The 13,923-nt window shown below is 42.2% G+C and carries 14 protein-coding genes and 1 pseudogene; 9 read left to right on the forward strand and 6 right to left on the reverse strand.

Translation table 11 applies throughout. The features are described from left to right. Window positions 1-85 precede the first annotated feature (85 nt). Window positions 86-1,063, reverse strand: a complete 978-nt coding sequence (locus FIV04_RS22910; RefSeq protein WP_152470750.1) for a helix-turn-helix domain-containing protein — start codon at window positions 1,061-1,063, stop codon at window positions 86-88. Window positions 1,064-1,239: 176 nt separating this feature from the next. Between FIV04_RS22910 and FIV04_RS22915 the strand changes: the two are divergent. Together FIV04_RS22915 and FIV04_RS22920 are read left to right on the forward strand one after the other, a co-directional pair. Then, window positions 1,240-1,970: pseudogene (locus FIV04_RS22915) on the forward strand (AAA family ATPase). A 102-nt stretch (window positions 1,971-2,072) separates the two neighbouring features. Next, a complete protein-coding gene (locus tag FIV04_RS22920) occupies window positions 2,073-2,858 on the forward strand; it encodes a YwqG family protein (RefSeq protein ID WP_152470751.1) in 786 nt (261 codons plus the stop codon). 743 nt (window positions 2,859-3,601) lie between these two features. On the opposite strand, the gene FIV04_RS22925 is transcribed toward FIV04_RS22920, so the two are convergent. Beyond that, the gene (locus FIV04_RS22925; RefSeq protein WP_152470752.1) at window positions 3,602-4,231 is read right to left on the reverse strand and encodes a DsbA family protein; all 630 of its coding nucleotides are present in this window, start codon (window positions 4,229-4,231) and stop codon (window positions 3,602-3,604) included. 11 nt (window positions 4,232-4,242) lie between these two features. Further along, window positions 4,243-4,782 carry an NADPH-dependent FMN reductase gene (locus FIV04_RS22930; protein ID WP_152470753.1) on the reverse strand — a complete coding sequence of 180 codons (540 nt, stop codon included), beginning with the start codon at window positions 4,780-4,782 and terminating at the stop codon, window positions 4,243-4,245. A 73-nt stretch (window positions 4,783-4,855) separates the two neighbouring features. On the opposite strand from FIV04_RS22930, the gene FIV04_RS22935 reads away from it, so the two are divergent. Beyond that, window positions 4,856-5,770 carry a LysR family transcriptional regulator gene (locus FIV04_RS22935; RefSeq protein ID WP_152470754.1) on the forward strand — a complete coding sequence of 305 codons (915 nt, stop codon included), beginning with the start codon at window positions 4,856-4,858 and terminating at the stop codon, window positions 5,768-5,770. On the opposite strand, the gene FIV04_RS22940 is transcribed toward FIV04_RS22935, so the two are convergent. Further along, window positions 5,767-6,666, reverse strand: coding sequence for a LysR family transcriptional regulator (locus tag FIV04_RS22940; RefSeq protein ID WP_152470755.1), 900 nt, complete (start codon window positions 6,664-6,666; stop codon window positions 5,767-5,769). The two genes, FIV04_RS22935 and FIV04_RS22940, sit on opposite strands and share 4 nt — an antisense overlap. 100 nt (window positions 6,667-6,766) lie before the next feature. On the opposite strand from FIV04_RS22940, the gene FIV04_RS22945 reads away from it, so the two are divergent. Further along, window positions 6,767-7,672 carry a DMT family transporter gene (locus tag FIV04_RS22945; RefSeq protein WP_253895612.1) on the forward strand — a complete coding sequence of 302 codons (906 nt, stop codon included), beginning with the start codon at window positions 6,767-6,769 and terminating at the stop codon, window positions 7,670-7,672. A 23-nt stretch (window positions 7,673-7,695) separates the two neighbouring features. Then, window positions 7,696-8,052, forward strand: a complete 357-nt coding sequence (locus FIV04_RS22950) for a nuclear transport factor 2 family protein (protein WP_152470756.1) — start codon at window positions 7,696-7,698, stop codon at window positions 8,050-8,052. Between the two features lie 260 nt (window positions 8,053-8,312). Here the strand turns inward: FIV04_RS22950 and FIV04_RS22955 are convergent, their stop codons facing one another. Beyond that, on the reverse strand, window positions 8,313-9,866 hold the full coding sequence (locus tag FIV04_RS22955; RefSeq protein ID WP_253895616.1) for a sigma-54-dependent Fis family transcriptional regulator: 1,554 nt from the start codon (window positions 9,864-9,866) through the stop codon (window positions 8,313-8,315). A gap of 163 nt (window positions 9,867-10,029) precedes the next feature. Between FIV04_RS22955 and FIV04_RS22960 the strand changes: the two genes are divergently transcribed. The 4 genes from FIV04_RS22960 (at window position 10,030) to FIV04_RS22975 (ending at window position 12,762) form a co-directional block, all read left to right on the forward strand. Beyond that, a complete protein-coding gene (locus FIV04_RS22960; RefSeq protein ID WP_152470757.1) occupies window positions 10,030-10,302 on the forward strand; it encodes a hypothetical protein in 273 nt (90 codons plus the stop codon). 93 nt (window positions 10,303-10,395) lie between these two features. Then, entirely contained in the window at window positions 10,396-11,256 is an 861-nt protein-coding gene (locus FIV04_RS22965) for an SDR family oxidoreductase (RefSeq protein WP_152470758.1), read from the forward strand. Beyond that, window positions 11,253-11,828 carry an NAD(P)H-dependent oxidoreductase gene (locus FIV04_RS22970; protein WP_152470759.1) on the forward strand — a complete coding sequence of 192 codons (576 nt, stop codon included), beginning with the start codon at window positions 11,253-11,255 and terminating at the stop codon, window positions 11,826-11,828. The genes FIV04_RS22965 and FIV04_RS22970 overlap by 4 nt, the downstream gene beginning before the upstream one ends. 148 nt (window positions 11,829-11,976) lie before the next feature. After that, entirely contained in the window at window positions 11,977-12,762 is a 786-nt protein-coding gene (locus FIV04_RS22975) for a bifunctional 2-polyprenyl-6-hydroxyphenol methylase/3-demethylubiquinol 3-O-methyltransferase UbiG (RefSeq protein WP_152470760.1), read from the forward strand. A gap of 124 nt (window positions 12,763-12,886) precedes the next feature. On the opposite strand, the gene dsdC is transcribed toward FIV04_RS22975, so the two are convergent. Then, window positions 12,887-13,828 (reverse strand): DNA-binding transcriptional regulator DsdC, encoded by a 942-nt coding sequence (gene dsdC / locus FIV04_RS22980; RefSeq protein ID WP_152470761.1) that lies wholly within the window; start codon window positions 13,826-13,828, stop codon window positions 12,887-12,889. Window positions 13,829-13,923 lie beyond the last annotated feature (95 nt).

Raw genomic sequence — 13,923 nt, forward strand, 5'->3', positions numbered from 1 at the left:
TTAACTCATAAATGCTATCAATATGTCGCCCACTTAATATGCAATATCCGCAAATATAAAGGAGTTGCATATTTGAGACACACAATTAACGTGCTTGCTTCAAAGTTTGTGACGGGAGTTGGTTGTAAAAACGGTAATAATCTTTAGCAAATCGGCCTAGTTCAAGAAAGCCCCATTTGAGAGCAATGTTGACCACTTTGACATTACCTTGATGATCCGCTCGGATGAGATCTCGATGGGCGCCATTGAGCCTCACTACTCGCAAGTATTGAATGGGGGTGACACCAAGCATTTCGCGAAAGCCATATTGAAGACTACGTTCGCTAAGATTCGCGACCTGACATAGCTCCGCAATTGTTGGTAGTAGATGTGCATTGCTATCAAGAAACTCAATGACTCGACGTACACCAAGGTTCCTTTTTGAAAACGGCTTTAATTCTTCACGCCTTTCTAAAGTGGGCGTTAACACATCGAGTACCAGTTTCATTGCCGTATCGCCCAACAACTTACAAATAGATGGATAGTTAAGAAGCATCGGGTTTTGCTGCAACAGTAAGATCATTCGTTGTAAGCCAAGACGATAGGCAATTAAAGCACTATCAGACGTACTGGCGACTCGACTGGATAACCACTGTTTAGGAAAAGCTTGCTCAGTAAGACGTTGGTACTGAATATAAAAATGTTCCCTTTCGAAGGCGGCACATACGTACTGAAGTTGATTCAATACCTGTATATCCCACTCTCCACCGGTTGCTTGAATGAAGGGTTTATCAGGCAAGTCGCAACCATAGAAACTGCCGAGAGTTCCGTTAGAAATAATGGCAGCAAAAGGTAAAAAGCGTTTATCTGGGTTAGCTTGAATTCTCGCCCCTAAGTTAAAGCTCTCGGTGAACAGCTGAACGTGATCAAGATTGACTTCTGTATATTGAGCATGAAATTCACCCGGCATTAACTGGGTATAGATGCGGTTTTTACCGGGTTGAAAGTGCGATAATAAACCATTGTCAGATGTGGATAATAAACGTATACGTTGTTCTCCATGATTATTGGAGACATTCAGCATTGTTGAAACTCCCTTACTCGAAACGACGCAACCCAAACACCCGTACAATTATCAAGCAACAATGCATATGATTTTATAAAATTGATTGAATAATATTGATATTGGTGATATTTCTCACAAAGTTATATCGTTGGATAACGAGTACTCCAATAAATAACATTGCATACAAGGAAAGCATGAGCTTCGAAGACAGACCATATCTTAGAGAAATACAGTTAAAGCGCGACAACATTAGTGACTTCGAAAGCTACCCCTTCTCTATTCCTGCGGTCAAAGAATTAGACCATCTCGAATTTCATCCTGATGTCACCTTCTTCGTCGGAGAGAATGGGACAGGGAAATCCACTCTTATCGAGGCGATTGCCGTTTCGCAAGGATTCAACCCAGAAGGAGGGACGAAGAATTCAACTTTCTCGACCAGCCGTACGCATTCAGAGCTGCACGAATTCATCAAGCCGATAAAGAGCTTTAAGCACCCTAGAGACGGTTATTTTCTTAGAGCAGAGAACTTCTACAATGTCGCGACCTTAATGGACGAAACCGGATATTTGCAAGGCTATGGTGGCAGATCTCTTCACCAGCAATCTCACGGTGAGTCTTTCAGGCAACATTAACCAATAAGCTTCGTGGGAACGGGTTATACATCATGGATGAACCCGAGGCTGCGCTATCGCCAGCCCGTCAAATGGCTGCTGTATCAGCGATACATCAATTGGTGGAAGAGAATTCTCAATTTATAATCGCTACACACTCCCCTATTTTATTAGCTTACCCAAGAGCCAAGATATATCAGTTCTCCAATACGGGAATCTATGAAGTCGCGTATGAAGACACTGAGCATTACGCAATCACTAAAGACTTTCTAAATCACCATCAGCAAATGATGAAGATCTTAATGGAAGACTAATGTGTAACAAGGTCAACCAGAGAAAGTAACAAGTTGTTGGTGTCTTTGTAGGCGCCCATGATTACGACGTTATCCATAAGTCAATAAGCCGAGAATTAAACGATGGCAGAAGTAGCAATACCAGAAGTACTAAAGAAGTTTTCAGAAGACTTAATCGCTAAGCAAAGATCATATGTCTCTATCAAAGCAACTGCTTTGGATTATGAGCTAGATAAGGATCCTTTAGACATAAAGCGTAGCAAGTTTTTAGGAGTTCCATTTGTTCCGGAAGGGATGGAGTACCCGACAGATGAATGTGGTGACCCGCTAGTCTTAATTGCTCAAATTAATTTTTCCGAAGTGCCATTGTTAGAGGGGGTCCCGGATGAGGGGATCCTTCAGCTTTATTTCAAAACGAAAGATTGGTGGGATATGTCAGGAGAGGAAAAGTTCATCTTTATCACGGGCACTGAGGCGAACAAACCTCAACGAAACGATCTCCCTCCGATAGATAACGATATGTACAAAGAGCTTCCCGTTTGGAAAATACATAAATTAGAATTTGTGAAAGCTATAGATACCGGAAATAGTGAAGACTGTCAGTTCTCATTTGATTTCGATGGTAAAGATTATTGGGACTTTGAAGAGTCATTATCGGGAAAACATAAAGAAGCATTTGAGAGCTATTTTACTAACGAGGGACATAAGATAGGTGGGTATGCTGACTTTACACAAGGCGACCCACGAGATTACGAATGCGACCAACAACATGATGTGCAAATTCTACAAATCGATGTTGATGACGAAATTATGTTTGGTGATAGCGGTATAGGTCATATTTTTATTTCACCAGAACATCTCAAAAACAGAGAATTTGAGAAGTCCTACTTTTACTGGGATTGTTGTTAAAACTGTATCATAAATTACTCCAGCTGACGTTTAACCACGGCTTTGCCATTTTTACGCCACAAAGCCGCTGAGTGAGACGTTAGTTACAACCTTCAATACTAGAGAGCTTTGTGAAAGTTTTTAATGTTATTGGACTGATTTAATTTGAATTTATCACCATTTATATAGGTATTGTTATTGATAATTCAAGCTTTAAGATAACCTTAGGGTCTGTGGAAACGATTCAAACTTTGGGATCCACAGGCACATTAATTGTGGCAGCTTTTCCAGCGTTTATTGCATTTTTTACCCGACATAAATGACTATTTTTATTCTTACTTTAATTACCACCCTCGTCCATTTCCTTATAAAGTGGAAAGGGAGAGACACATTTCAGTTTTCGTCTATTATAGCGGGTGGTTTCTCAGTGCATGGATTGGACGTGTACACTGATAATTTGGTTCTGTTTTTATTATCACTCACTTTCTTGTTTTTCAACTTCGTTCTGCTTTTTACTCCTGATAGGACTCACTAGTTTATAGGACAACTCACTTATTTCTTGAATGATTGAGAGATAACAAATGAAGCTACCCAAAAGAGTCGGTAGCTTCATCGCTTTAGTGGCGTAGATTACGTCTGTGTAAGCAAAGTAGATTAAACAGCATGTCATAAACCCAATCAATGACGGATGGGTAAGACTGTTATCAAAACGAGTAAATAACACTTAATAAAAGTCATGGTAACGGATACTATGCAACACGAAATCACGTTACCGTTAATATACTGAAGTAAGCATCCAGCGCTTCGTATCGTGTCGTACTTCTGAACACCTCATCCCCATTAACCGAAAATGCGGGTATGGTCTGAATATCCAGCTCTCTAGCCCATCGATTATCCTCTTCAATGCTTTCAAATGTCGATAGATCATACATAGCCTTGAGGAACTCGTTGGAATCAAATCCTAATTGAACAGCCGTTTTTAAAACAACATCAAGGTCGCCAATATTTTCAGCTCGTTGTAAATGAGCGCGTTGTAAAGCGTCAAACATGTCCCAATGAGCACTTGGTCCCGCTAATCTGTCCGAAGCCTTGCACGCTTGAGCTGCTAGCATCCCACTCGGGTAGCTAAATGAAGCTTTATTCATGCCTTCAATGTTAAATCGCCCTACCGACCCCTCAAACTTTTGGCAGGACTCCCAATGTCTGAGAATTTCTTTTTTGGCGTTATTTAGTGAGCCAAATCTAACTGCCATTTCTTGTGGTGTTCTTTGCAAAACGAAGCAACGGTGTATAACTTCAACATTGTATTTTTCTTGGATTTTGCGAAGGATGGGTGATTGAATATAACACCAACCACATACTACATCGTGGAAAAATTCGATTCGAATAGCCATTTGAATATACCTCACACGTTTTTTTCAAAGTCAGATACCAGTTGTTTGATGGCCAGAGCTGTCTCATTAGTAAACTTTTCGTTAAGGAAGTGGGTGTTGAAGTTACCAAGACTATACGTTGCAGTCACCTCGGCGCCCCACCAAGGCATCAAGCCCTTCATCGTTTGTAGGCTAGTCGCTCCTCCATTTGCTCCTGGAGAGGTACTAAGTAATAGGACCGGGATGTTGGGCGTGCCAAAGAAACCTGTATCTTTGGTTGCCATTCTAGATAACCAATCAATCACGTTTTTTAGAAATACAGGCATTAATCCGTTGTGTTCTGGCACCGAAAAAATCAAAGCATCATGGCTGGCGAATATATCCCATAGTACTTTTGCATTATCCGGAATTCCGGCTGCCTCAATATCCTGACTGTATATAGGCAAAGGATACTCGGTCATGTCTAAATAGGTCACTGTGTGAGTTTCAATATGCGATATAGCATGTTTGAGTAATTTAGTGTTAATCGACTGTGCGTGGTTGCTGCCGGAGATGGCAAGAATCTTTTTCATAACGAACCTCAAGTTTATCTGTTGCGTTAGTCGTTACTATAATGTTTACTCATAAAAAATTAAGGTCATTGTAGTGGCAATACAATTTACTGTGAGTAAACAAAATATGGATAAACTCGTTGCGATCAAGGTATTCAAGAGAGTGGTGGAACTTAGGAGTTTTTATGGTGCTGCTGAAGACTTAGGATTGTCTCGCGCAGCTGTGAGCAAAAATATTGCGGAGTTAGAGCAGCATTTGGGCACAGCTTTGATAAAACGCACGACTCGTACCATGCATGTCACACCCAACGGGCAAGAGTACTATTATCGCGTTCGCGAACTTCTAAATCTATGGGATGTTGCAGACCAAAATGCAAAGGCGGCATCAAACACAGTAAGTGGTGTTGTTACTATTACTATCCCTATGTCACTAGGGCTTGTATCTATTCAGCCGAAATTGTGTTTATTTGCGACTCAATATCCAGACGTAAAGCTAAATGTCATTTTGTCTGATGAACAGGTTGACCTAGTCTCAAATGGCATTGATGTCGCGGTTCGTGGCAGTGGGCATTTGCAAGACTCTACTTTACGCGCCAAAAAGCTCGATACTCTTCCACGTGTGCTTTGTGTATCGCCTAGCTATCTCAGTTCATCCAACAGAGAGTTAAATCACCCCACAGATATATATCAGCACTCTTGCTTGGTGTATAGCTTATCGTCATCTCCCACACGCTGGACCTTTTTTTCTGAAAAAGAGGAATGCCAAGTGGAAGCTACAAATGTTCGTATGCAAACCAACAATACACTTGCTCTCAAGCAAGCTTGTCTTCAAGGTCTAGGTATAATGCTTGCGCCAGAAATGATGGTACGCGAAGAATTGATGGATGGGAGATTGCAGCATGTTCTGCAAGAGTGGAGCGTCGCGAATCATGATTTATACGCTGTTTACCCTCAACACAAAGAACATTCAGCGACGGTCAGTGCATTAATCCATTTTCTCAGCCATTAACTGAGGACTGGTGTCAGCTCCTTCGTCAAGTAATCTAAAAACACACGCAGTTTTATTGGCATGTGGTCTCGCTCTGGAAAAATCGCATAAATACTCTTTTCTTGCATGACATAGTCCGTCAGCAGTTGAGTCAGCTCTCCCGATTGAACGTATCGCATTGCAATAAAGTCTGGAAGCCTAGCCAGTCCTATGCCCTGAAGCACAGCGGTTAGCAATGCCTCGCTATTATTCACTCGGTAGTTGCCATGAACAGTTACACTCTCAATTTTACTTTCTTGGGCAAATGTCCACTCCATCGTTTCAGCTGAGTGCCGATACACAAGCGCATTATACTGACTTAACTCCGAAGGCATTGTGGGGTGACTGAGTCCGGATTTGGCAAAGTAACTCGGCGCTGCACATACGATACTTCGACTCGTCATGAGTTTGCGCGCAATCAAACTAGAATCTGTAAGGTCACCGCCGCGAATCGCCACATCATAACCTCCTGCAACAACATCAATGTAGTCATCACTCATGGTCATATCGATATTGATGCCTGGGTATTGCTCAAGGAATGAAGGAATTAAAGGTGCGATCGTCAAGCGCCCAAAGGACATAGGGGCACTAATTTTAAGTGTTCCTAATGGCTGATTTTGCTGGCTAGTTGCAGCATCTTCCGCTTTTTTAATCCAATAGTCTGCTTTTCTTATATATCTATGGAAGTTGGCACCCGACTCTGTCAAAGAGACTTGGCGCGTGGTCCTGTGGAGCAGTCGAACACCCAAACTCTCTTCTAGCTGAACTACCCGTTTATTGACTGCGGAGCGAGAAATACCAATTACGCGTGCAGCTTTGGCAAAGCTTCCTTGTTTCACTACTTCCAAGAAGAAAGGGATAGCGTCAAGGTTATCCATAACTGTCTCCATTTTGGATACGGTGTGTATAGTATATGCCCTCTTCTGGATACGTCAAAGCCGCCGTATGATGTTGTTATTCCCCGACCAATGGAGAGCAATGATGAAAGTACTACCTATAACAAGCGCAAAACACGTCGAGAGCAAAAACCGTGCTTGGTTACAAAAGCTATTCTATGTGGTATCCATCGGTGTATTGGTGGCATGCAATTTTGCCTTGTCTAAATATGCAGTGACGAATGGGCTCGCCCCAATCGATGTGACCGTTATGCCTATGGCCGGGGCCGCATTTGTACTTATCTTGCTGCTGCTTATTCAGAAAAAACTCAAAATATCAGAGTTTAACCATTTTCAGTATTATGTAGTTGCAGGGTTACTGGGGGTAAGCTTGCCTAATTTGGCCTCAAGCCTTGCTTTGCAAGAGCTCAACGCCAGCACCTTTAGTGTTCTCGTAACACTCTCGCCGATCTTCACCTTATTGTTCGCCTTTCCTTTTGAACGCAAAAGCCTCACGAAATCTAAAACCATAGGTATTTTTGTCGGATTGCTATCTGCGTTGTTGGTTACAGTTAATCCTTCGCTGGAAACAGAAGTCACTATCAAAAGCTTACTCATTGCTCTCGCCGTCCCTCTACTGTTGGGCGCCGGAAATGTTTATCGCAGCAAGGCATTTCCCTCGAAAGCCAACCCTATCGCTTTAGCGGCTGGAATGTTGACAATCCAGAGCCTTCTTTGGCTCCCCGTGTCAAACATCTCTGCTGGTTGGGTTGCCACAGGCTATGAGTGGGTGCTGGGAGTGATGACCATCAATGCTGCGCTGAGCTACTTACTGACATTTCGTTTCCAGCAAGTGACTGATGGTGTTGGGTTCAGTCAAGTCGGAAATGTAGTGACGGTCACTGGTGTATTAATTGGTGTCACTGTCTATAGAGAGGCGATGACATTCGAGCTTGTACTGGCCATTTTACTATTGGGTTGCAGCTTGTATCTATTCAACAAATCCTAATTCAATTAAACTGGAGAAATAATATGACGACTTATCGCAATTTTGTTCGAACTCTTTATAACGCGGTTGATGCGAAAGATACTCAAGCTTTGGCAGAGCTTCTTCATCCAGATGTATCATTCGTATTCTCGAATTCTGACCCAGTAAAGGGGATCGATAGTGTTCTGGCCATTAACGCCCAGTTTTTCACGACAATTCATTCGATGAGCCACTCGTTTTATGGGATATACGAAGATGGTGATGACTTAATGTGTGATGGTCAAGTAAGTTATATTCGCCTTGACGGGACTCCCCATAAAGCGAACTTTGCGACAGTTTTAAGGTTGCAGGATGGTTTAATTCGTGAGTATAGAATCTATGCTGACTTATCTGGGCTTTAATTTCCGAACAACAGGGTTATAAATCTGAAAAACCTCGACATAAGCACGTCGAGGTTTCCAGTATCGTTTTTCATACTCAAGCGTCTACTAAAGCGCTTCGTCATAGCGGCATTGGCATCGGTTTGAATTTATCGCCGAATAAATGGCACATGTAACACCAGTTTGATATTTGTAACCTTGTCGAGCAAAAGCTAAAAAATGGTTGTGAAGCGTAACTATCTCCATTAAATCTCACAGCGTAAGAAAATTATAGTTTTAGCTTAAGAACTTCGACCATATACAATCCCTAATTTGTTCATGCGAGAACGAAGAGTGCTCGGGTTAACATTCAGAATTGCAGCAGCACCATTGCTACCATGTACTTTACCATCTACAGAGTTGAGCACTTCTATAATGTGCTTTCGGGTTACCTCGTCAAGAGTCATAGGGCGAGAGCCGCCTAAAGTTGGAGCTTGTGGCTGCTCTCTTCTTGGCGTATTTAATAAAAGATCCTCTACTTTCAATTCTCTTCCTTCCGATAAAATTAGAGACCGTTCAATCACATTTTCGAGCTCTCGCACATTACCTGGCCAATCATACGACATTAGTTGGTCGATTACGGCAGGAGACATTCGTGGTGTCTCTATCAAGTTGAGACGTTTACATTTTTGTTGAACAAGAAACTCCGTTAATGCTGGTATGTCCTCTTTTCGAGTTCGAAGAGGCGGTATATTGATTGGAAACACGTTAAGTCGATACCATAGATCCTCACGAAATTCTCCTTGTCTAACCATTTCTCTTAAATCTCGATGGGTTGCAGCGATAACACGAATATCCAGTTCAATAGTTTTTTCTCCACCAACTCTCTCTATCTCCTTATTTTGTAAAATACGAAGTAGTCTGGTTTGAGCAGGTAAAGTAAGCTCACCTATTTCATCTAGAAAGATAGTTCCACCGTGAGCACGCTCAAAGCGGCCTCGCTTTTTCTGAAGAGCTCCGGTAAACGCTCCTTTTTCGTGACCAAATAGCTCGCTATCCATTAAGGAATCAGGAATAGCACCACAATTGACCTTTATCATTGGACCTGAATAACGGTGGGAAATTTGGTGAATATGGTTGGCAATAACATCTTTACCTACACCAGTTTCACCCGTGAGCAACACAGGACTGTCATGCAACGCGACTTGTTGAGAAGCGACAATGACATCGCGTAACCCAAAGTCTGCTCCTACAATCTGTATACCCGAATTTCGAATGAGCTCCTGCTGTAAAAAGTGGTTGTCGTCGTCGAGAAGATCCTTTAATCGGAGGATTTCTCGATAGCTTGCCGCATTTTGTATAGCTACTGCAAACGGTACCTTTAGCAAACCGAATAGCGCTGCATGCTCTTCCGTAAATTGAAACTCTCCCGGAGCTGTAACAACGACGCTACCTACAGCCTCGTTATCTATTGATGGATAAGCGCCGAGCACTGACGTTTCAAGTGGTAGCCCTAGAGCATCAAGCATCGCTTTAGAAACTGGATCGGCTTTGGGTTCATTAACAATGAATACATTGTCTCTTGGAGATTGGTTTCTGAAGCTCGTAATGACTTTGCGCTGTGCGGCAGTCATATTCACAAGCATATCCATTGACTCACCAATCTCTGGTGTTGCTCGTGCAATAGAACGAATTGCGCCCAATTCATGTTCATAGACTTCTAAGTACATATTTCCTACAGGCATTACTTTGGACAGTAGTTCTGCACAACCACGCAATCCGTCTTCAGGTTTCAAATGCCCGCAGATAGTCGCTGTCGCCTTACGGAAAAAAGCATCATCCATATTAGTTGTCATATTTCACACTCCACACAGTAATTGTGATATATGACAACACATTTTTGCGAAATATAACACTTCTTAATCAGCCAGCATCTATATCATTGTTTTTAATAACTTTTATTTTTTGGCACATCTTCTGCAATTACAGAAGTCAAGTAAACAGAATGAAAAGATAAAAATGTGGTTAGAAACCATCACTATACGCACATCTCAAAGAAAGGTGCTTGAAAAGAAGCTTTTAAGCTTGCTTGGTGCGCTGAAAAGCACCACAAATGCTCCTAAAGTATCCATTTACAGAAAAGAACCGCCCATGAGCGATCTAAGCATTCACCTGCTCTGGTCATCTCGAACCATTGAAGCTGAAAAATGTGGCATTCAATTGGCCTCTGAGTTGATGGAGTTTGGTGCTGTAGATCATGCGAACTGGTTACAACTCAACAATCCGGATTGATACATTTTGTAACCGACTGGAGTTTTTTATAAATTTCTTTAGTTCTCGCGCACGGATTTTAAGTAAAAAATCACAAACCTAGAGGAAGATACGATGAATACTATCGCGGTTATTGGTGCTACTGGCTATTTAGGCACCTTCGTTTGTAAAGTATTGGAAGAACGAGGCTTTCAAACCCGATACCTAGTTCGCTCTAAAACGAAATTGATAGAGGCTGGTGTTTCTGACAAATCGATACGACAAGTTAACGTTACTTCACCCGATTCACTTAAGGGCCAGCTTGAGGACGTCGATTGCGTTATCTCTTGTTTAGGTATAACCAGACAAAAAGATGGGCTGAGTTATATGGATGTCGACTACCAAGCAAACATAAATGTGCTAGATGAGGCTCAAAAGGCTGGCGTCAAAAAGTTTATCTACGTGTCAGTATTCCGAGGAAATGAGTTCAGAGATGTCGCTTTGTGTGATGCAAAAGAGCGTTTTGTTGACTATCTAAAGAAATCTCAGATGCCACACTGTGTCATTCGACCAACAGGTTTTTTTTCTGATATGGAGGACTTCTTAGACATGGCTCGGATGGGCCGAGTCTACCTCTTTGGTAAAGGTTCGCAAAAACTCAACCCGATTCATGGCGAAGATCTAGCCAACTTTATTGTTGATGCTTTGAAGAGCGACGAGAGTAATTTGAATGTTGGAGGCCCACAGGTTTTTTCTCACCTTGATGTAGCAGAACTCGCTTTTTCATCTCTGCAACAAAACAACAAGACAACGCACCTCCCCGATACGTTCAGGAAACTTGGACTCTGGATAGGGAAGCGCTTTCTATCTGAGTCTAAGTTCGGCCCTGTCGAGTTTTTTTTGACTGTTCTGGGCAATGACATGGTTGCACCTAGCTTTGGGCGCCATACTCTCGAATCGCATTTTAATCGCATTACCAAAGGAGATAAGTCATGAGCAAAAATATTCTGATCATCAACGCGAATCCAAAATCAAAAAGCCTTTGCAAATCACTCAGTGAGACCTATGCAAAAGCAGTCGAAGGCCAAAACCAAGTTCGAGTGATTCACCTTCACGACTTGGAATTTAAAATTAATCTTGAAGAAGGGTATGATCAAAATATCCCATTAGAAGAGGATTTAGAACATTTTCAGCAGCATTTAGCTTGGTCACAGCATATTGTCATTATCTCACCTGTATGGTGGGGAAGTATGCCAGCAAAATTTAAGGGGCTGATTGATCGTACATTTTTATCCGGCTTTGCTTTTAAATATGAAAAAGGAAAAACGATTCCCAAAAAGCTGCTCAAGGGACGAACTTCAGAAATGATTTTTACACTAGACACTCCCCCTTTGTGGTACCGCTGGGTACAAGGAAACGTTATCTATCATCAGCTAAAAAAGACAATCTTAGCTTTTTCAGGAATCAAAAATGTTTCTACAACCTACTTTGGCCCAGTAATTAGTGCAAAAAAAGAGCAGGTAGATGATTGGTTCATCCAGACCCAGAAACTAGCCCAAAAGCGATGAGTATTAGTTGCTTTATAGGAACCTACTCTCAATTTCAGAAAGTAAGTGCAGCACTCATGGTAAGACATAGAAGAGGGATGGGTACCTTCGACATCTTTGTCTGCGATAAGTGATTTCATCCATTCTATAAACTAATTTAGGTATTAAAGTGAATTACTTAAAAATGAACAAAGAGGCGTGGGACTCCCGAACCGATGTCCATATTAAGTCAAAGTTTTATGATGTCGAATCCTTTCTAAACGGTAAAAGCTCATTAAACTCGCCAGAGCTTAAGTTACTTGGAAATGTTAAAGGCAAGTCTATATTGCATCTTCAGTGTCATTTTGGACAAGACACTCTATCACTAGCACGTATGGGTGCCGATGTAACAGGGGTAGACCTATCTAGCAAAGCGATTGAGCAGGCTAACTTACTCAAAGAATCGATGGGATTAAATGCGAAATTTATAGAAAGCGATGTTTGTCAGTTTACCCAGATTAACGATAACCAATTCGATATCGTTTTCACTTCATATGGCGTCCTGTCTTGGTTACCAGACCTGTCTGAATGGGCGAACACAATAGCAAGCTCACTAAAAAAGGGGGGGAAATTTCATCTTGTGGAATTCCACCCGATCAATGACCTATTAAGCGGTTATTCCTATTTTTCAAAAAGCGAGCCCGATGTTGATGAAGAAGGTACTTATACTGAAAATTGCGATGGTACCACTTCAGTCATGGCTACATGGTCTCATTCAATTAGTGAAGTAATCAGTGCCTTGTTAGCAGCAGGGTTAACTATTGAAGCCTTCTCTGAGTCGCCCTATAGTCCATACAATTGTTTTACAGGACTAGATTATATCCCAGGTGTCGGTTATCAGATGTTACACAAGAATCAACAGGTCCCGCTTATTTATTCGCTCACTGCTCGGAAAACTGCTGGTATTCTTAAGTAATAGTTATATTGCACTGTTGAAATACGCCTATTTGCCGATAGGCACATGTTCAGCGGTGCTTTAAAGTATTTTGGGATACCGAAAGCTATTCGAAGACTAAATAGCAGCCCAAAACATACATGCCTTACTCCTTCCCCACCATCCCCTTCAACCAATCCACAAACAGATTTACTTTGTCCGATTTCCTCTCTGGTGAAACGGCAACGTAGTAGTGTTGTTTGCAGGTCACTTGGGTGTTCGGAAACGGGGCAATCAGATCGCCAGACAAAAGCAGAGGTTCGATTAAGCTGGTTCTTCCCATGGCGATCCCTACCCCATGCTGCGCGGCGAGCACGGCTAAGTCAGAACGGTCGAAGCTCATTCTAGAATATTGCTCAACACCTTCGAGGTCAATCGCATGCGCCCACACCTTCCACTCGTCTTCATTTGAATCGTAATCCCATGCTTGGTTGTCATGCAGCAATGTAGCGTGGCGCAGTTGCTCTACCGACTCTCTCAAGTTCAGTTTATCGGCATACTCTGGCGTGCATACAGGAATAATGGTCTCTGAAAAAAGCGATTCGCACTTGAGATGTTTAGGCTGGTCGGCATCAAAATAGATCGCGGCATCAATGCCATCTCCTTGAAGCTTTATATTCTCATTACCTGTGAGCAATTTGAGCTCAATCGAGGGGTACAGCTCTTGGAAATTACGGATGTTAGGTACTAACCAGCACTGTGCGAATGAAGGGCGACAATACACCGTCAGCAGCCCTGAAACGTCACCATTTTGAACATCAAATACATCTTGGTTCAAGGCATCTAACGCTCGGCTCACCGACTCGTAGATACGTTGTCCTTCTTCGGAGAGGGTGATTTTTCGATGGCTTCGAATAAACAGTGAAATACCCAGCTCTTCTTCCAACTTAGTGATTCGATGTGAGATCGCACTGGGGGTCAAGGCTAGCTCTTCCGCAGCCAATGAAAAGGAGCAGTGACGAGCCGCCACCTCAAAGGTGTGCAGCTTCGATATTTGAAAGCTATTTAATCGATTCTGCTTGGTGAACATATTGTCACTGGTATACATAATTTCCCCAATTCCCCACACCAATGGAAAAATCATCCTACATCATAGGTGTGAGAAATTTTATCCTTAATTACGTTTATTCACTCTGAACGCTT

This window comes from Vibrio sp. THAF190c (assembly GCF_009363355.1).
Classification (GTDB): Bacteria; Pseudomonadota; Gammaproteobacteria; order Enterobacterales; family Vibrionaceae; genus Vibrio; species Vibrio fortis_A.